The following is a 17425-nucleotide window of genomic DNA, read 5'->3' on the forward strand; positions in this document are numbered from 1 at the left end:
GGGGCACTGGTCGAGATGATCAGCGCCCGGCCATCCCGCTTGCCCAGACCGGACAAAATGGCGTTTTCGAGGTTGTCGCCCTTTTCGCGTTCCCATGCCGCGCGTTCGTCCATGATCGCCAGCGTCGGCGCGCCGCCGAGGATCGACTTGCCATCTGCTGCGATGACGCGCGCAAGCCCGCCGCCGTTGCCCTCAAATTCGACTTCCAGCTTTGACCCGCGCCGGATGATGAATAGCGCTTGGTCCGATTCCGGCAGGCCCTGAATGTATCCCAGCAGGAAATTGAAGGCGATGCGGGCCTGATCGCGGTTCCGGGCGGCAAGGATGATTTCGCGCTTGGGCTGAGGCATCTCTTGCAGCGCGCCGACCAGCTCGGCCAGCGACAGACCCGCCGCCAGCGCCGTCTTGGCGTTGCCGCGACCAATCGACAGCACGCCGACCATGACATTCCTGGAAAAGGTGCCTTTTACGAATTTCCGCTGAAAATCCGCCAGTTTCAGGGGTTTTCCAGCCTTTTTGCCCTCAGGAACCGACAAAAGCCCCAAAAACTGAATTGCGCGGATGCCGGGCGATTTTCCCCGGATTTTTTCGAGAAGAGAGAAAGCAACAGTCTGTCGTCGGTCCTGCTGGTTTTGCGAAACCGGGGCATTGGGACCATTCCCGAACAGGTCGGTCGCTGCGTTGTCGGTCATCGTCATCTCTCCGCCTTCTCTGTCGCTCTCGGGCTGTCCTGCCCATCGGTTCAGCCCGTTGTGACGGTCAGGAAGCGGGTTAAGGGCCGGGGTTAAAAACCCAGCTTTCCCGCCCTGACCGCCGCGATCTTGACCTGCCCATTCGGACGAGCCCGCCGCTTAGGTCAGTCCTGCCTTTCCCAAGGCTCGGACCGCTCTCCCATGTTCGCCGCCTTTGGGTGGCAGCGGGGCCTTAGGGCTTGGAGAGACCGCGTGACGCGGGATAGCTGCCCTTGCGCTCTGGCCCGTTCCCGGTAGCGCTTGAGGACGGATGCGCCGGCTAACCCGTGAAAGCCCGCATCCGCCCGCAGCCCGCGCGTGTGGCGCGGGCCGTGTTGGTTTCATTCGATCAGATCGGGATCGGCCTCCCCCACCGTCTGGGGCAGCTCGGCCACCAGCCGCCGCATGACCGACAGTTGCCTGTCACTGGGCCGCCAGTCGGGTTTCTTCCGGTCGCGCTGGATGGACAGGGCAAAGCCCCGTGACCAGCCGGACGCATCGGCAATGACGCGGGGCCAGCTGAACAGCAGCCGGTCAATATCGGGATCGCCGGTATATGCGAGGTTCGCGCTCATATCCGCACCCGCCGATACCTGGCGACGATCCGGGCGAATTGAGGTGACCGGGCGGAAAGCTTGGTTTCTTCCGGGCCGCGCGCATCGAAATAGGCCAGCGCCTGATCCATGATCGCCAGCCGCAGATCGACCGGCACCACCGCGCTGTCAGGCCAGCCCGCCAGATACTCGATCACAACCGGGCCGTCCGGGGGCAGCTCGGCCAGCCGGATTGCGGGACGCAGGCCGGTCAGAACCGTGAAACCCAGAACCGGCGTGCCATCTGCCGTGATGCTGACGCTTGCAGGATCGAAGGCGGGAATGATGGGCAGGGGGAAGGTCTGTCCGCCCCACCAGCGATCCAAGCTGACCCGGATTCGCTGAGACAGCAGGGCAAGTTCACCGAAGCTTTCGGCCTCGTTGGCAGCCGCTTCGGCCATCTGCGCGATTTCCGCGTCAAAATAGTCGTCATCTGAGGTTCTCAGATGCGCCCGCAACGCTTCCAGCGTGGTGACCATCTCTTGGGGGAAGTCCAGACGTTCGATGATCATGCAGCGGCCCGCCCGTCGATGAAGGAACGGAAGGCTGCCTGATCCTCCGGCGCGAGGCGCGCATAGCAGGCGGCGCAATAAGCTTTCAGCTCGGCCCGGCTTGCCTCTCCGGCCCAGAAATTGGCCTCGGCCATGATCTGCCCGAAAAGGGGCATCGGCATTCCGGCGCGCAGGCCGTCCAGAATGGGTTCGAGGAAGGGCACGCGGTCGGCGGGGTCACAATCGGCAACTGCGCGCGCCAAAGCCCTTGCCGCAGATTCCCGGATCAGGTTATGGTCGATCCAAGATAGCCAGTCTTGATATTCAGTCCCGGTTGCGCCCGCCAGCGCACCGGGATTTTCTTTTTCCGGTGCCAGAACTTCCAGCGAACATTCTGTGTCAGATTTGTGCCACAACGGGTTGCGCGTTCCCGCCCCGTTCTGTTCCAACCCGCAAGATTCAGCAGGGGTCGGATCAACAGGGCTTGCAGTATTTACAGGGGACGCGTATGTCCCACGGCGGGACACCCCTCCCCAACGAGGGGCTTTTAGCTGGAAGGCTAGCCAAATGACCGATCTTCCGATCCCGGCCGCGCGGCCGGAAAATCCGCGCTTTTCTTCGGGCCCCTGTGCCAAGATCCCCCATTATTCGCTGGACATGTTGTCGGACGCGCCGCTTGGCCGCTCGCATCGTGCCGCTGTCGGCAAGGCCAAGCTGGCGGAAGCCATCGACCTGACCCGCGAGGTTCTGGGCGTTCCGGCTGGCTATCGTATCGGCATTGTTCCCGGCTCGGATACGGGCGCGGTCGAGATGGCGATGTGGTCGCTGCTGGGGCAACGCCCGGTCGAGATGCTGGCCTGGGAAAGCTTTGGCGAGGGTTGGGTGACCGATGCCGTCAAGCAGCTGAAGCTGGATGCGGTGGTTCGCAAGGCCGGTTACGGCAAGGTGGTCGATCTGGCAGAGGTCGATTTCGACCGCGATGTCGTCTTTACCTGGAACGGCACCACCAGCGGCGTGCGCGTGCCGAACGGGGACGCGATTCCGGCGGACCGCGACGGGCTGACCATCTGCGACGCGACCAGCGCGGCCTTTGCCATGGACCTGCCCTGGGACAAGCTGGATGTGGTGACCTTCAGCTGGCAGAAGGTTCTGGGCGGCGAGGGCGCGCATGGCGTGCTGATCCTGTCGCCCCGCGCGGTCGAACGGCTCGAATCCTACACCCCGGCCTGGCCGCTGCCCAAGATCTTTCGCATGACCAAGGGCGGCAAGCTAATCGAGGGCATCTTCAAGGGTGAAACGATCAACACGCCGTCCATGCTGGCGGTCGAGGATTATCTGGTGGCGCTGAAATGGGCGCAGTCGATCGGGGGGTTGTCTGCGCTGATCGCGCGGGCGGATGCCAATGCCGGTGCGGTGCGTGATTTCATCGCGGGCAAGGGCTGGATCGCGGATCTGGCCGAGGATCCGGCGACCGCGTCGACCACCAGCGTCTGTGTGAAATTCACCGATCCGGCGATCAGGGATGGCGCGGCTTTCGCCAAGGCCGTGGCCAAGCGGCTGGAGAAGGAAGGCGTGGCGCTGGATGCGGGCGCCTATCGTGATGCGCCTGCCGGGCTGCGGATCTGGTGCGGCTCGACCGTCGAGGCGGCGGATGTCGTGGCGCTGATGCCCTGGATCGAGTGGGCCTATCGCGCCGAGCTGGCCGCGCAATAAGCATCAAGGCCGGGGGCCAGCCCCCGGACCCCCGGGATATTTCCAGACCAAAGCAGGATATGCGTCGGCGCGGCCATGAGGGCCCGGACGCTTGCACAAGGAAGACTGACATGCCGAAGGTTCTCGTGTCCGACAAGCTGTCGGAAACCGCCGTCCAGATTTTCCGCGATCGCGGTGTCGAGGTGGATTACCTGCCCGATCTGGGCAAGGACAAGGACAAGCTGGCCGAGGTGATCGGGCAGTATGACGGGCTGGCCATCCGCTCGGCCACCAAGGTCACCGACAAGCTGCTGGAGGCGGCGGGCAATCTGAAGGTGATCGGGCGCGCGGGCATCGGGGTCGACAATGTCGACATTCCGGCGGCCAGCAAGAAGGGTGTGATCGTGATGAACACGCCCTTCGGCAACAGCGTCACCACCGCAGAACACGCCATCGCGATGATGTTTGCCGTGGCGCGGCAGCTGCCCGAGGCCAGCGTTTCGACCCATGCCGGCAAGTGGGAGAAGAACCGTTTCATGGGGGTCGAGCTGTTCAACAAGACGCTTGGCGTCATTGGTGCGGGCAATATCGGCGGGATCGTCATTGACCGCGCTTTGGGGCTGCACATGAAGGTGCTGGCCTATGATCCCTTCCTGTCCGAGGATCGCGCCAAAGAGCTGGGCGTGACCAAGGTCGAGCTGGACGAGCTGCTGGGGCGGGCCGATTTCATCACCTTCCACGTGCCGCTGACCGACAAGACCAAGAACATCCTGTCGCGCGAGGCGATTGCGAAACTGAAGCCCGGTGTTCGGATCATCAACTGTGCGCGTGGCGGGTTGGTTGACGAAGAGGCGCTGGCCGAGGCGCTGAAGGATGGTCGCGTGGCCGGGGCCGCATTCGACGTGTTTGCCGTCGAGCCTGCGACCGACAGCCCGCTGTTCAACCTGCCCAATGTGGTCGTCACCCCGCATCTGGGCGCCGCCACCACCGAGGCGCAGGAAAACGTGGCCCTCCAGGTGGCCGAGCAGATGTCGGATTACCTGCTGACGGGCGCGGTGCAGAACGCGCTGAACATGCCCTCGGTCACTGCCGAAGAAGCCGCCGTGATGGGGCCGTGGATCAAGCTGGCCTCGCATCTGGGCGCGTTCGTGGGCCAGATGACCAATGAGCCGATCAAGGCGATCAACGTGCTGTATGATGGCACCGTGTCCGGGATGAACCTGAACGCGCTGAATGCCGCCGTGATCGCGGGCGTGATGAAGGCGGGCAATCCGGATGTGAACATGGTCTCGGCCCCGGTCATGGCGAAGGAGCGCGGGGTGCAGGTCTCGACGACGCGGCAGGACAAGGCGGGCGTGTTCGAGGGCTATATCAAGCTGACCTGCGTGACCGACACGCGCGAACGGTCGATCGCGGGCACGGTCTTCAGCGACGGCAAGCCGCGTTTCATCCAGATCCGGGGCATCAATGTCGATGCCGAGGTGGGAAGCCACATGCTGTATACCCGCAACAAGGACGTGCCGGGCGTGATCGGTGCGCTTGGGATGACGCTTGGCGATCTGGGCGTGAACATCGCAAACTTCACTCTGGGACGTGCGGCAAACGGGGCGGATGCGATCGCGATTCTGTATCTGGACGAGGCCATCAGCGACGCGGCGCTGGCGACCTTGCAGGCCACCGGCAAGTTCCTGCAGGCCCGCCGTCTGCAGTTCGAGGTTTGACCTTGGCGCCGCGCGCCCCTACCCAAGGGGCGCGCGGCAGGCAGAGGGACGATATGCGACTTTATGCGATTGGTGACATTCACGGGCAGCTTGACCTGCTGAAAGCGGCGCATCAGCGGATCCATGAGGATGGCGGCGCCGATGCGGTGATCGCCCATGTCGGCGACCTGATCGACCGGGGCCCCGATTCGCGCGGCGTGGTCGAGTATCTGCTGCGCGGACAACAGCAGGGGCGCCCCTGGATCGTGACGCGCGGCAATCACGACAGGTTTCTGCCGGCATTTCTGAACCAGCCCGACTGGATCGACCCCGGTCTGGGCTCGCGTCAGCACTGGATCGACCATCCGGGGCTGGGCGCGGCGGAGACGCTGTGGTCCTATGGCCTTGACCCCGATCAGCCGCGCGAGGCGCTGCTGGCCGAGGCGCGGCGCGCGGTACCGCGCGATCATGCGCAGTTTCTGGCGACGCTGCCGCTGTGGTATCTGCATCCGATGGCACTGGTCGTGCATGCGGGCATCCGGCCCGGTGTCGGGCTGCTGGAGCAGGCCGAGCAGGATCTGGTCTGGATCCGCAAGGGCTTTCTGGAAAGCCATGCGGATTTCGGGCCGCTGGTGGTGCATGGCCATACCGCGCAGGACAGCGCGCGCTATCATGGCAACCGGCTCAATCTGGATGGCGGTGCGGCCTATGGCAGGCCGCTATGCACCGCCGTGATCGAGCCGCAGGGGGTTTTCCTGCTGACCGATGCGGGACGCGTGCCGATGGAAGCGGTTCCGCCCGAGGGGCAGTAACGCGGCTGTTGCGGGCGATCATGGACAGAATCACCCCGACGCATTAGAAGCCGCGCATTATTGTGCAGAAGGTCACCCGAGACGATGGCAGTCGAATTCCTCCAGGGGCAGAGCCGCGTGGCGAAATTCGCCCTCGGGCAGGTGGTCCGGCACCGCAGCCGCCCGTTCCGCGGGGTGGTTTTTGATGTCGATCCCGAATTCGCCAATACCGAGGAATGGTACGAGGCGATCCCCGAGGATGTGCGGCCTGACAAGAACCAGCCCTTTTACCATCTCTATGCCGAGACCGAGGCGACCTATTACGTCGCCTATGTGTCCGAGCAGAACCTTGAGCCGGACCTGTCAGGCGAGCCCATCGACCATCCGGAGGTCGCAGATATCTTTGGCGAGTTCGAGGATGGCCGCTATCCTCTGGTTGTGCCGATCAACTGACGGTTGACCGGCTGCGGGCGGCATCTTTGCGGACCCCGTCCGTGAAGGGGACGCGAAACGCCAGAAAGTTCCGCTGATCCTCGCGGTAATAGCACAGCTCCTGCGTCAGATCCTGGATCAGGTACCAGCCAAACCCACCCTCGGGCAGTTCCTGCTGGGCGAATTGCGGCAGGTCGCGCGGCCGCAGGCAGTCGGACGGCAGGGACACGCCGTCATCGGTCAGGGCGCAGGCCAGCCCGCAGCGGTGGCTGACGATACACAGGTGAATCAGCGTCGGCCTTCCCTCGGCGCGCCGGTCGGCGCAGGCCACGGGCGCGTGTTCGGTGATGTTGTTCATCACCTCGGCCAGCACCAGTTCCAGCCGGGCGAGGCTGTCATCGCTGACATCGTTGCGGAACCGCTCTCGTATGGCGGTCAGGGTGGCACGCACCGCATCGGGATCGGCCCTGAGGATGCGGTGAAACATGGGCCGGCTCTGGGTCGAAGGCTGGCTGTCCACTTCGGCATTCTGCCGTTCGGTCGGGGTCATTCGCGTGGCGTCTCCTGCATCTGGGGGGGGCGGATTTCGAATACGCTGTCCATCCGCGTCAGGCGGAACACACGCTCGACATTCGGGGTGACGGCCAGAAGCACCATCGGCAGACTGTCGGGCAGGCTTTTGCGGACGGCAATCATCGCCCCAAGGCCCGAACTGTCCATGAAGTCGACATGGCGCAGGTCCAGGTGAACCGGCTTGTGGCTTTTCATGACGATCGCGCGCAGCGCATCCTTGAACTGCGTGGCGATGGCCGCGTCGATGCGCGCCTCGGTCACGGTGATGTTCAGGTGACTGTCCGCGTCATCGACAACGAAATGCATGATCTGTCCTTTTTTGCGTTCCGCCTGCATGGCTAGACGAAAATCGTTACTATCCGGTAAGCCGGAACCGGGACGGCAAGGGGGAGAGTGATGACAATTCGACAGATCTATGTTGCGGGCGCCGCGCGCACGCCGATGGGCGGGCTGCAGGGCGCGCTTGGCGCGATCGCCGCGCCCGATCTTGGCGGCGCGGCCATCAGGGCGGCCCTGTCGCGCGCAGGCGCCGCGCCTGACACCATCAACGCGCTGTTCATGGGCTGCGTGCTGCCCGCCGGTCAGGGGCAGGCCCCGGCGCGGCAGGCGGGATTCGCAGGCGGGCTGCCGCAATCCGTGCCCGCGACCACGCTGAACAAGATGTGTGGATCAGGGATGCAGGCGGTGATGATGGCGGGCGATGCGATCCGGGCGGGCAGCGCGGATCTGGTCATCGCGGGCGGCATGGAAAGCATGTCGAATGCGCCCTATCTGCTGCCCAAGATGCGCAGCGGCGCGCGGCTGGGGCATGGTCAGGTCATCGACCACATGTTCCTGGACGGGCTGGAGGACGCCTATGACAAGGGCCGCCTGATGGGCACATTCGCCGAGGATTGCGCGGCGGAATTCGGCTTTTCCCGGCAGGCGCAGGATGACTTTGCGCGGGCCAGCCTGACCCGCGCGCGTGACGCGATCGCCTCTGGCGCCTTTGCCGCCGAGATCGCGCCGGTCACCGTGCCGGGCCGGGGCGGCGATACGGCCGTGGAGACCGACGAGCAGCCGGGGCTGGCGCGGCCCGACAAGATCCCGCTTCTGCGCCCCGCCTTCCGCAAGGACGGCACGGTCACGGCGGCCAACAGCTCCAGCATCTCGGACGGGGCGGCGGCGCTGGTCATCACGGCCGATCCGGCAGGCGCCCTTGCCCGGATCATGGGCTATGCCAGCCACGCACAGGCGCCGGGTCAGTTCCCGACAGCCCCGGTTCCGGCGGCCGAAAAGCTGCTGGAGCGGATCGGCTGGCGCAAGGAAGAGGTCGATCTGTGGGAGGTGAACGAGGCCTTTGCCGTCGTGCCCATGGCCTTCATGACGCGGATGGGGATCGACCATGACCGGGTGAACGTGAACGGCGGCGCCTGCGCGCTGGGTCATCCGATCGGCGCCTCGGGGGCGCGCATCATCGTGACGCTGATTCATGCGCTGAGGGCGCGGGGGCTGCGACGGGGCGTCGCGGCGATCTGCATCGGCGGTGGCGAGGGCACGGCGATCGCGGTCGAGCTGACGTGACACTGCCCGGTCATTGGGCAGCGTTAGGGGGTCTGGATCGCCCCACCCCCCTTAAAAACAGGAGTTTGCGGAACTTTCGGGCATTTCCGGGGCTTCGTCTGTGGACTCTGCCCGTGGCCTCTCGGATCATCGGGCCAATGACCCGCACAAGAAACGGCACGTCACGGGGGGACGAATGAGTTACTATAATGAGATGTTCGATGGCGAGGCCGTGCGCGAACCCTATGCCCGGCTTCGGGACTGGGTGGACACGATGCCCGCCGATTTCCGCCAGATGAAACAGGCCGAGGCCGAGGCGCTGTTCCGCCGCATCGGCATCACCTTTGCCGTCTATGGCGAGGGGGGCGACCCCGACCGGCTGATCCCGTTCGACATGATGCCCCGCGTCTTCGAGCAGGCCGAATGGCGTCGTCTTGAACGCGGCATCAAGCAGCGCGCCCGCGCGCTGAACGCGTTTCTGCGCGATGTCTATGGCCGCGGAGAGATCATCCGCGCCGGGCGCATCCCCGCCCGGCTGGTCTATCAGAACGAGGCCTATGAGAAATCCGTGGTGGGCTTTGTGCCGCCGCGCGGCGTCTATTCCCACATCATCGGCATTGATCTGGTCCGCACCGCCAAGGACGAGTTCTACGTGCTGGAGGACAATTGCCGCACGCCCTCGGGCGTCAGCTACATGCTGGAAAACCGCGAGATCATGATGCGCATGTTCCCGCAGCTGTTCCGGGGCAACCGGATCGAGCCGGTGGACCAGTATCCCGACCTGCTGCGCCGCACGCTGGAATCGGTCGCGCCCGCCAAATGCAGCGACCGCCCGACCTGCGTGATCCTGACTCCGGGCCATTTCAACAGCGCCTATTACGAACACAGCTTTCTGGCCAACCTGATGGGCGTCGAGCTGGTCGAGGGGCAGGATCTGTTCGTCGATGGCGAGTTCGTCTATATGCGCACCACCACCGGCCCCAAGCGTGTCGATGTGATCTATCGCCGGATCGACGACCCCTATCTGGACCCGCTGTGCTTCCGCCCCGATTCGATGCTGGGCATTCCGGGGCTGATGGATGTCTATCGCTCGGGCGGGGTGTCGATCTGTTCGGCGCCGGGCGCGGGTGTCGCGGATGACAAGGCGATCTATACCTTTGTGCCCGACATGGTCCGCTTTTATCTGGGCGAGGAACCCATCCTGAACAACGTCCAGACCTGGACGCTGTGGAAGGATGACGATTACCGCTACGTGATGGAGCATCTGCCCGAACTGGTGGTCAAAGAGGTGCATGGCTCGGGCGGCTACGGCATGCTGGTCGGCCCGAAATCGACCAAGGAAGAGATCGAGCAGTTCCGCCTGAAAATTCAGGCCAACCCGTCGAATTACATCGCCCAGCCCACGCTGGCTTTGTCCACCTGCCCGACCTTTGTCGAGGAAGGCATCGCGCCGCGCCATGTCGATCTGCGGCCCTATTGCCTGTGCGGCGACCGGATCGAGCTGGTGCCGGGCGGGCTGACCCGCGTGGCGCTGCGTGACGGCAGCCTTGTCGTGAACTCGTCGCAGGGCGGGGGCGTCAAGGACACCTGGGTCCTGTCGGAATGAGGGGAGGAAACACCATGCTCAGCCGCACCGCCTCGAACCTGTTCTGGATGGGCCGCAATCTGGAACGCGCCGAAACCGCCGCCCGTCTGCTGGACGTCGGCCAGCGGATCACACTGCTGCCCAATACCGAGGTGGGCTATCAGAACGAGTGGAACTCGCTGTTGCGGGCCTCGGGCACCTCGGCCCTGTTCAACGAGAAATATGACGAGATCACGCAGGAAAATATCGAAGAGTTTATCTTTTTCGACCGCGCCAATCCGTCCTCGGTCGCAAGCTGTCTGGAACGTGCCCGCGAGGCCGGGCGGGTCGTCCGCACAGCGCTGACCAGTCAGGTCTGGGACGCGCTGAACGTCGCCTATCAGGAATTGCGCAAGATCGAGCGTCAGCCGAGGTCCAAGCTGGACACTGCCGGGCTGACGGATTTCACCACCAGCCACACCTCGACCGTGCGCGGTGCGATCAATGCCACGCAGCTGCGCAACGATGGCTGGCATTTCATGAATCTGGGCTACAGCCTGGAACGCGCCGATGCGACGGCGCGGCTGCTGGACGTCAAGTATTTCGTGCTGCTGCCCCGGATCGAGTTCGTGGGCTCGGGGCTGGACACCTATCAGTGGCAGGTGATCCTGCGGGCGCTGTCGGCGCACAGATCCTATCACTGGGCCTATGGCGGCGACATCACGGCGGGTCGGGTGGCGGATTTCCTGATCCTGAACGGCGAAAGCCCCCGGTCGCTGATCACCTCGCTTTACGAGGCGGTCTGGCATCTGGAAGGGCTGGCGCGCCGCTATGGCGAGGGGGTGCCCGCCGAGGCCCGCGACAAGGGGCGCGAGGTGCTGGCCGCGCTGCAGGCCCGCGACATCGAGATGATCTTTGACGAGGGGCTGCACGAGTTCCTCAGCTGGTTCATCCGCGAACTGGGCACCGTGTCAAATCTGGTGCATCAGGATTACCTGCTGGGAGGGGTGTGACCGATGAAGCTGCGCATTTCGCATGAGACGGTCTATCGCTACGACCAGCCGATCCGCAATCTGGTGCAAAGCCTGCGCCTGACGCCCTCGGTCTTTGAGGGGCAAAAGACGCATGAATGGCAGATCGAGGTGACGGGCGGGCTGCGCGGTCCCGGTTTCCGCGATGGTGCCGGTGACTGGATCGAGGGCTGGACCGTGCGCGGGCCGGTGCAGGAGGTGACCGTCCGCATCGACGGGCGCATCGACACGCGCGATATGGCGGGTGTGCTGCGCGGGCATCGCGAGCTGATCAATCCGCTGGCCTATCTGCGCGACAGCCGCGCAACCGTGGCCGACGCGGCGCTGCGTGATCTGTCGCAGGAGGCGGGCAAAGGCGCGCAGGACGGTCTGGATCTGGCGCACCGCCTGTCGCGCGCGGTGGGCGAGGCGATCGTGTTCCGCCCCGGCGTGACCGAGGCCCATACCACCGCCGCCGAGGCGCTGGCGCTGGGTGAGGGTGTCTGTCAGGACCATTCCCACGCCCTGATCGCGGTGGCGCGGGTCCAGAACCTGCCTGCGCGCTATGTCTCGGGCTATCTGCATTCGACCATCGACGGCAAGCCGCATGACGCCGCCCATGCCTGGGCCGAGCTGCATGTCGAGGGGCTGGGCTGGATCGGCTTTGACGCCGCCAACCTGTGCTGCCCGGATGATCGCTATGTGCGGCTTGGCTCGGGTCTGGACGCGTCGGACGCGGCGCCGATCCGGGGCGTGGCCATGGGCAGCGGCGCCGAGGAACTGGCCGTCGCCGTTCATGTCGAGGAGTTGGCGCAATAGCCGTGGGCAGGCAGGGGGGCGCTGCCCCCCGGCCCGTTCCGGGCCTCCCCCCGGGATATTTGCACCAAGGCAAAGGGGGGGAGGCGGTCGCGGCTCAGAGAATGATGCGGAAGCGGCGGAAGCCGTCTTCGGCCTCGCCCGCCTCGGCGATGGTCAAGGTGGTGACATCAGCCATGCGCGCCACCGCGCCCGGCCCGCTGTCGAACAGGACGGTGGCGCCCTCCAGCGGGGCAAAGGACCAGTTGCCGTCGGCCTTGGGGTCGATCGTGCCCTGGTCGACGATATAGCGCACGATCACATCGCGGTTGGTGTCCGGCCCCTCGAACACGATGGTCGAGCCGTCATTGCCGGGGAAATTGCCGCCGCCTTCGGCGCGGTAATTGTTGGTGGCAACGATGAACTCGGCGCTCAGGTCCAGCGGCGCGCCGTCCAGCATCAGATCGGTGATGCGGTGGGCATCGGCGTCAGCCAGATTGCCTTCGCCGTCAAAGCGGGCGGGTTGCGACAGGTCGATGCGATAGGTCACCCCGTCGATGACGTCGAAATTGTAGCTGGGGAATGACGGGTTCAGCAGCATCTGGTCGGCCTCGGCCGGTGTGATCCGGTTGAAGGCACCGGCGCTGCGCTCCAGCCAGTCCTTGACCTGCTGGCCGGTCACCCGCACCGCCCGGATCGTGTTGGGATAGAGGTAGAGGTCGGCCACATTGCGGATCGCGATGTCGCCCGCAGGCACATCGGTATAGTAATCCGGCCCGCCGCGACCGCCCGCCTTGAAGGGCGCCGCCGCCGACAGGACCGGCAGCCCCTCATGTTCGGTGCCCTGCATCATCCGGGCCACATACCAGGCCTGCGCATTCGCCACGATCTGCACGGACGGGTCGTCGGCGACCATGGCGAAATAGCTGTAGAGCGGCGCCGAGGTCTGGCCCACCGGGCGGCGCACATAGGTCAGCGTCGCCTCGTGCTCGGCGGCCACGCTGGCCTCGACCGCGGCCATGCTTTCGACCAGCGGCACGACATTGCGGTCGGCGTCGCGTTCATAGATCGGGCGCGCCTCACTGACATGGCGGGCGATCTGCCAGCCCTCGCCCGTGCGCTGCAGCAACAGGTCGACCAGCCCCAGATGCGAGCCCCAGAACCCCGCCATCACGCCCGGCTTGCCGCCGATGGTGCCCGCGGCGCTGTCCACGCCCTCGGTGGTCTCATAATCGGGGCCGGGAAAGACCAGATGCGAATGGCCGGTCAGGATCACGTCGATGCCATCAACGCCCGCCAGCGGGATGGCGGCATTCTCCATGCCGGGTGTGTGCTGCTCCGCGCCAATGCCCGAATGGCACAGCGCAATGACCAGATCGACGCCTTCCGCGCGCAGGTTCGGGACATGGGTCTGCGCCGCCTCGACGATGTCACCGGCCTCCAGCTGGCCCTCCAGATGGGCGCGGTCCCATTGCATGATCTGCGGCGGCACAAAGCCGATGAGGCCGATGCGGATCGGATGCACCTCGCCCGCGCCATCGGTCAGCTCGCGCTCCAGCACTGTGAAGGGCGGCAGCAGTGGGCTGCCATCGGTGCGGGTGACATTGGCCAGCACCATGGGGAAGCCCGCACCCGCGATGGCGCGTTCGAGAAATTCGATGCCATAGTTGAATTCGTGATTGCCAAGCGTGCCGCCCTCGACGCCCACCTCATTCATGGCGGTGACGATGGGATGCATCTGCCCCTCGGCCATGCCGCGCTCATAGGCAATGTAGTCGCCCATCGGGTTGCCCTGCAGGAAATCGCCATTGTCCAGCAGCAGCGAATTATGCGCCTCGGCCCGGATCTCGCGCACGCGGGCGGCGGTGCGGGCCAGCCCCATCGTGTCGGACGGGCGGTCGCCATAATAATCCCACGGCCAGACATGCACATGCAGATCGGTCGTCTCCATGATGCGCAGATGCGCCTGCCCCGCGGCGGCGCGGGCCGAGAAGGGGTGCAGCGCGACAAGGCCCAGCCCGGCGACACTTGCCGACAGAAAGCCGCGTCGGCTCAGCGAAAGGGAATGGGTCATGTCGTCTCCTGGGTCCGATGTCTCGGATTGCATCATGCGCAATTCGCGCCGACAGGCACGTCAATATTTCATGACAGACCGCCGCGCTGTTTTTTCGGGCAGTTTCGCGCCGCAACATGCAGGCAGCGATTGCACCCCCCGGTGGCCAGTCATACTGTCGCGGGCAGACTGTTACAGAAAGACCTGCCGATGACCTATTGCGTCGGACTTAAACTGGATGCCGGGCTGGTGCTGCTGTCGGACACGCGCACCAATGCCGGGCTGGACAATATCTCGTGCTATCGCAAGATGTTCTTCTTCGAGGAACCGGGCGAGCGCATCATCACCATCCTGACAGCGGGCTCGCTGTCGGTCACCCAGACCACGATTGCCCGGCTGGAAGAGGCGATCGAGGATGAGATGGCCGACGACACCACCTCGATCATGCTGGCCCCCACCATGCTGCGCGCCGCCACCATCATCGGCGACACGCTCTGCCGCACGCGCCGCGACATCGCAGAACAATGCCGCGACCTGAAACAACAGGCCTCGGCCAGCATGATCGTGGCCGGCCAGCGCAAAGGCGGCGACATGCGCCTGTTCCTGATCTATCCCGAAGGCAATTTCATCGAGGCGACCGAGGACACGCCGTTCCTCCAGATCGGCGAACACAAATATGGCAAGCCGATCCTCGACCGGGTGGTGACGCCCGCCACCAGCCTGTCCGACGCCCAGAAAGCGGTGCTTCTGTCGATGGATTCGACCCTGCGATCAAACCTTTCGGTGGGAATGCCACTGGATCTGGCGGTGATCGAACGCGACGCCTGCGCGATCAGCAACCGCCGCCGGATCCTCGACGGCGATCCCGATTTCGCGCAGATGAGCGCCGCCTGGTCCGCCGCCCTGCGCGACAGCTTCGTCAAGGTCACCATCTGAGCCTTTGCCTTGGGCAAAATATCCCGCCCTTTGCCTTGGGCAAAATATCCCGGGGGAGGCCCGGCACGGGCCGGGGGCAGCGCCCCCCTGCCCCACTCTCGGCACGCTTCCACGTTGAGCCTTAAGCCGCGCCGCGCTAATCAGGGGCCGACACGAGGGGGACCACCACCATGACCGATCAGACGCCGCGCAAGAACCGGATCACGCCCGAAGAGGCACTGGCCTATCATATGGAGCCGCGCCCCGGCAAATATGAGATCATCGCCTCGACGCCGATGGCGACGCAGCGCGACCTGTCGCTGGCCTATTCCCCCGGCGTCGCGGTGCCGGTGCAGGCCATCGCCGACCACCCCGAGACCGCCTATGACTATACCACCAAGGGCAATATGGTCGCGGTGATTTCCAACGGCACCGCGATCCTGGGGATGGGCAATCTGGGCGCGCTGGCCTCGAAACCGGTGATGGAGGGCAAGGCGGTGCTGTTCAAGCGCTTTGCCGATGTGAATGCCATCGACATCGAGCTGGACACCGAAGACCCCGAGGAAATCATCAATGCCGTGCGCCTGATGGGGCCGACCTTCGGCGGCATCAACCTGGAAGACATCAAGGCGCCCGAATGTTTCATCATCGAACAGCGCCTGAAAGAGCTGATGGACATTCCCGTCTTCCATGACGACCAGCACGGCACGGCGGTGATCTGTGCGGCGGGCCTGCTGAACGCGCTGGAGCTGTCGGGCAAGCGGATCGGGGATGTGAAGATCGTCCTCAATGGCGCCGGGGCGGCGGGCATCGCCTGTCTGGAACTGCTGAAATCCATGGGCGCGCAGCATGACAACTGCATCATGTGCGACACCAAGGGGGTCATTTATCAGGGCCGGACCGAGGGCATGAACCAGTGGAAATCGGCCCATGCCGCGATGACCGACGCCCGCAGTCTGGAAGACGCGATGCGCGGTGCAGACGTGTTTCTGGGTGTCTCGGCCAAAGGCGCGGTCACGCCCGCGATGGTCGCCAGCATGGCCGACAACCCGGTCATCTTCGCCATGGCCAATCCCGACCCGGAAATCACCCCCGAAGAGGCCCATGCCGTGCGCCCCGATGCGATCGTGGCCACCGGGCGCAGCGACTATCCCAATCAGGTCAACAACGTCCTGGGCTTTCCCTATCTGTTCCGGGGTGCGCTGGACATTCATGCCCGCGCCATCAATGACGAGATGAAGATCGCCTGCGCCCGCGCGCTGGCCGAACTGGCGCGCGAGGATGTCCCCGACGAGGTGGCCGTGGCCTACGGCCGCAAGCTGCAGTTCGGGCGCGACTATATCATCCCGACGCCCTTCGATCCGCGCCTGATCCACGTGATCCCGCCCGCCGTGGCGAAAGCGGGGATGGAGACCGGCGTGGCGCGGCGCCCGATCATCGACATGGAGGGCTATGTCCACTCACTGAAGGCGCGGATGGACCCGACGGCGGCGGTGCTGCAGGGCATCCATGCCCGCGCGCGGCAGGCGCAGGCCCGGATGATCTTTGCCGAGGGCGATGACCCGCGCGTGCTGCGCGCCGCCGTTGCATGGACCCGCACCGGCATGGGTCAGGCGCTGGTCGTGGGCCGCGACGCCGAGGTCAAGGCCGAGCTGGAGGCCCTGGGTCTGGGCGACGCCTGGCGCGAGATCACGGTGGTCAATGCCGCCAACAGCCGTCATCTGGAGGCCTATCACGAATTTCTGTACGAGCGCCTGCAGCGCAAGGGCGTGGACCGCGAGGATGCCGTCAAGCTGGCCAACCGTGACCGGCATATCTTTGCGGCGCTGATGCTGGCCCATGGCCATGGCGACGGGCTGGTCACCGGCGCCACCCGCAAGAACGCGCCGGTTCTGGCGCAGATCGGGCATGTCTTCGATGTGCGCCCGCAGGACGGCGCCGTGGGCATCACCGCCGTGCTGCACCGGGGCCGGATCGTGCTGATCGGCGATACGCTGGTCCATGAATGGCCCGAGGCCGAGGATCTGGCCGAGATTGCCACCCGCGGCGCCACCGTCGCCCGCAGCCTCGGGCTGGAGCCGCGCGTGGCCTTTCTGTCATTCTCGAATTTCGGCTATCCGGTCAGCGAACGCGCGGTGAAGATGGCCGAGGCCGCCCGCGTGCTGGATGCGCGCGGCGCGGATTTCGAATATGAGGGCGAGATGACCGTGGATGTGGCGCTGAACCCCGAGGCGGCGGCGCGCTATCCGTTCAGCCGCCTGACCGCGCCCGCCAATGTGCTGGTGGTGCCGGCGCGGCATTCGGCCTCGATCTCGGTCAAGCTGATGCAGGAGATGGCGGGCGCGACCGTGGTCGGCCCGATCCTGACCGGGGTGCCGCGTCCGATCCAGATCTGCTCGACCGGCTCGACCGTCAGCGACATTCTGAACATGGCGGCCATTGCGGCGGGCGGGTTGGCGACAGAACGCTGAAGGGCGGGCGCTGAGGGGCAAGGTCGCAGGGGGCGCTGCCCCCGCCGCCTGCGGCGGCCCCCCGGGATATTT

17 protein-coding genes are annotated in these 17425 nt (G+C 65.3%); 10 read left to right on the forward strand and 7 right to left on the reverse strand.

Annotated elements, in window-relative coordinates; all coding sequences use genetic code 11:
* The 4 genes from ACK41U_RS14280 to ACK41U_RS14295 all read right to left on the reverse strand — a co-directional run.
* Positions 1-698 (reverse strand): terminase large subunit domain-containing protein (locus tag ACK41U_RS14280; RefSeq protein WP_409681430.1); only part of this gene is annotated, 698 nt, incomplete at its 3' end.
* 374 nt (positions 699-1072) lie between these two features.
* Positions 1073-1306, reverse strand: a complete 234-nt coding sequence (locus ACK41U_RS14285; RefSeq protein WP_409681432.1) for a hypothetical protein — start codon at positions 1304-1306, stop codon at positions 1073-1075.
* Positions 1303-1836, reverse strand: a complete 534-nt coding sequence (locus tag ACK41U_RS14290) for a hypothetical protein (RefSeq protein WP_409681434.1) — start codon at positions 1834-1836, stop codon at positions 1303-1305. The genes ACK41U_RS14285 and ACK41U_RS14290 overlap by 4 nt, the downstream gene beginning before the upstream one ends.
* Positions 1833-2264, reverse strand: coding sequence for a hypothetical protein (locus ACK41U_RS14295; RefSeq protein WP_409681436.1), 432 nt, complete (start codon positions 2262-2264; stop codon positions 1833-1835). Before ACK41U_RS14295 ends, ACK41U_RS14290 begins: the two co-directional genes overlap by 4 nt.
* Before the next feature lie 118 nt (positions 2265-2382).
* Here ACK41U_RS14295 and ACK41U_RS14300 point away from each other — a divergent pair, with 118 nt between their 5' ends.
* From ACK41U_RS14300 to hspQ, 4 genes are all read left to right on the forward strand, one after another.
* Complete coding sequence (locus ACK41U_RS14300; protein WP_409681438.1) at positions 2383-3528, forward strand: phosphoserine transaminase; 1146 nt, start codon at positions 2383-2385, stop codon at positions 3526-3528.
* A gap of 110 nt (positions 3529-3638) precedes the next feature.
* Positions 3639-5228: a phosphoglycerate dehydrogenase gene (gene serA / locus ACK41U_RS14305; protein ID WP_409681440.1), complete on the forward strand. Its 1590-nt coding sequence runs from the start codon at positions 3639-3641 to the stop codon at positions 5226-5228.
* A gap of 53 nt (positions 5229-5281) precedes the next feature.
* The gene (locus ACK41U_RS14310; RefSeq protein ID WP_409681443.1) at positions 5282-6019 is read left to right on the forward strand and encodes a metallophosphoesterase; all 738 of its coding nucleotides are present in this window, start codon (positions 5282-5284) and stop codon (positions 6017-6019) included.
* A gap of 84 nt (positions 6020-6103) precedes the next feature.
* Positions 6104-6451: a heat shock protein HspQ gene (gene hspQ / locus ACK41U_RS14315; protein WP_409681445.1), complete on the forward strand. Its 348-nt coding sequence runs from the start codon at positions 6104-6106 to the stop codon at positions 6449-6451.
* On the opposite strand, the gene ACK41U_RS14320 is transcribed toward hspQ, so the two are convergent.
* Together ACK41U_RS14320 and ACK41U_RS14325 are read right to left on the reverse strand one after the other, a co-directional pair.
* Positions 6444-6980: an ATP-binding protein gene (locus tag ACK41U_RS14320; protein WP_409681447.1), complete on the reverse strand. Its 537-nt coding sequence runs from the start codon at positions 6978-6980 to the stop codon at positions 6444-6446. The two genes, hspQ and ACK41U_RS14320, sit on opposite strands and share 8 nt — an antisense overlap.
* Positions 6977-7309 (reverse strand): STAS domain-containing protein, encoded by a 333-nt coding sequence (locus tag ACK41U_RS14325; RefSeq protein ID WP_409681449.1) that lies wholly within the window; start codon positions 7307-7309, stop codon positions 6977-6979. Before ACK41U_RS14325 ends, ACK41U_RS14320 begins: the two co-directional genes overlap by 4 nt.
* A gap of 90 nt (positions 7310-7399) precedes the next feature.
* Here ACK41U_RS14325 and ACK41U_RS14330 point away from each other — a divergent pair, with 90 nt between their 5' ends.
* From ACK41U_RS14330 to ACK41U_RS14345, 4 genes are all read left to right on the forward strand, one after another.
* On the forward strand, positions 7400-8566 hold the full coding sequence (locus tag ACK41U_RS14330) for an acetyl-CoA C-acyltransferase (protein WP_409681451.1): 1167 nt from the start codon (positions 7400-7402) through the stop codon (positions 8564-8566).
* A 175-nt stretch (positions 8567-8741) separates the two neighbouring features.
* Positions 8742-10151 (forward strand): circularly permuted type 2 ATP-grasp protein, encoded by a 1410-nt coding sequence (locus ACK41U_RS14335; RefSeq protein ID WP_409681453.1) that lies wholly within the window; start codon positions 8742-8744, stop codon positions 10149-10151.
* 14 nt (positions 10152-10165) lie between these two features.
* On the forward strand, positions 10166-11122 hold the full coding sequence (locus ACK41U_RS14340; protein ID WP_409681454.1) for an alpha-E domain-containing protein: 957 nt from the start codon (positions 10166-10168) through the stop codon (positions 11120-11122).
* Between the two features lie 3 nt (positions 11123-11125).
* Positions 11126-11938 carry a transglutaminase domain-containing protein gene (locus tag ACK41U_RS14345; protein WP_409681456.1) on the forward strand — a complete coding sequence of 271 codons (813 nt, stop codon included), beginning with the start codon at positions 11126-11128 and terminating at the stop codon, positions 11936-11938.
* 94 nt (positions 11939-12032) lie between these two features.
* On the opposite strand, the gene ACK41U_RS14350 is transcribed toward ACK41U_RS14345, so the two are convergent.
* Positions 12033-13988, reverse strand: coding sequence for a bifunctional 2',3'-cyclic-nucleotide 2'-phosphodiesterase/3'-nucleotidase (locus ACK41U_RS14350; RefSeq protein ID WP_409681458.1), 1956 nt, complete (start codon positions 13986-13988; stop codon positions 12033-12035).
* A gap of 189 nt (positions 13989-14177) precedes the next feature.
* On the opposite strand from ACK41U_RS14350, the gene ACK41U_RS14355 reads away from it, so the two are divergent.
* Together ACK41U_RS14355 and ACK41U_RS14360 are read left to right on the forward strand one after the other, a co-directional pair.
* Positions 14178-14903, forward strand: a complete 726-nt coding sequence (locus ACK41U_RS14355) for a proteasome-type protease (protein ID WP_409681460.1) — start codon at positions 14178-14180, stop codon at positions 14901-14903.
* A gap of 170 nt (positions 14904-15073) precedes the next feature.
* Positions 15074-17353 carry an NADP-dependent malic enzyme gene (locus tag ACK41U_RS14360; protein WP_409681462.1) on the forward strand — a complete coding sequence of 760 codons (2280 nt, stop codon included), beginning with the start codon at positions 15074-15076 and terminating at the stop codon, positions 17351-17353.
* The last annotated feature ends 72 nt before the right edge of the window (positions 17354-17425 follow it).

Origin of the sequence: Paracoccus sp. (in: a-proteobacteria) (assembly GCF_046289755.1) — a bacterium.
Taxonomy (GTDB): Bacteria; Pseudomonadota; Alphaproteobacteria; order Rhodobacterales; family Rhodobacteraceae; genus Paracoccus.

Bases quoted from the DNA above. Each gene is read 5' to 3' on its own strand.
- ACK41U_RS14285 (WP_409681432.1), bottom strand. From the start codon at position 1,306: ATGAGCGCGAACCTCGCATATACCGGCGATCCCGATATTGACCGGCTG.
- ACK41U_RS14290 (WP_409681434.1), bottom strand. From the start codon at position 1,836: ATGATCATCGAACGTCTGGACTTCCCCCAAGAGATGGTCACCACGCTG.
- ACK41U_RS14300 (WP_409681438.1), top strand. From the start codon at position 2,383: ATGACCGATCTTCCGATCCCGGCCGCGCGGCCGGAAAATCCGCGCTTT.
- serA (WP_409681440.1), top strand. From the start codon at position 3,639: ATGCCGAAGGTTCTCGTGTCCGACAAGCTGTCGGAAACCGCCGTCCAG.
- ACK41U_RS14310 (WP_409681443.1), top strand. From the start codon at position 5,282: ATGCGACTTTATGCGATTGGTGACATTCACGGGCAGCTTGACCTGCTG.
- hspQ (WP_409681445.1), top strand. From the start codon at position 6,104: ATGGCAGTCGAATTCCTCCAGGGGCAGAGCCGCGTGGCGAAATTCGCC.
- ACK41U_RS14320 (WP_409681447.1), bottom strand. From the start codon at position 6,980: ATGACCCCGACCGAACGGCAGAATGCCGAAGTGGACAGCCAGCCTTCG.
- ACK41U_RS14325 (WP_409681449.1), bottom strand. From the start codon at position 7,309: ATGCATTTCGTTGTCGATGACGCGGACAGTCACCTGAACATCACCGTG.
- ACK41U_RS14330 (WP_409681451.1), top strand. From the start codon at position 7,400: ATGACAATTCGACAGATCTATGTTGCGGGCGCCGCGCGCACGCCGATG.
- ACK41U_RS14335 (WP_409681453.1), top strand. From the start codon at position 8,742: ATGAGTTACTATAATGAGATGTTCGATGGCGAGGCCGTGCGCGAACCC.
- ACK41U_RS14340 (WP_409681454.1), top strand. From the start codon at position 10,166: ATGCTCAGCCGCACCGCCTCGAACCTGTTCTGGATGGGCCGCAATCTG.
- ACK41U_RS14345 (WP_409681456.1), top strand. From the start codon at position 11,126: ATGAAGCTGCGCATTTCGCATGAGACGGTCTATCGCTACGACCAGCCG.
- ACK41U_RS14350 (WP_409681458.1), bottom strand. From the start codon at position 13,988: ATGACCCATTCCCTTTCGCTGAGCCGACGCGGCTTTCTGTCGGCAAGT.
- ACK41U_RS14355 (WP_409681460.1), top strand. From the start codon at position 14,178: ATGACCTATTGCGTCGGACTTAAACTGGATGCCGGGCTGGTGCTGCTG.
- ACK41U_RS14360 (WP_409681462.1), top strand. From the start codon at position 15,074: ATGACCGATCAGACGCCGCGCAAGAACCGGATCACGCCCGAAGAGGCA.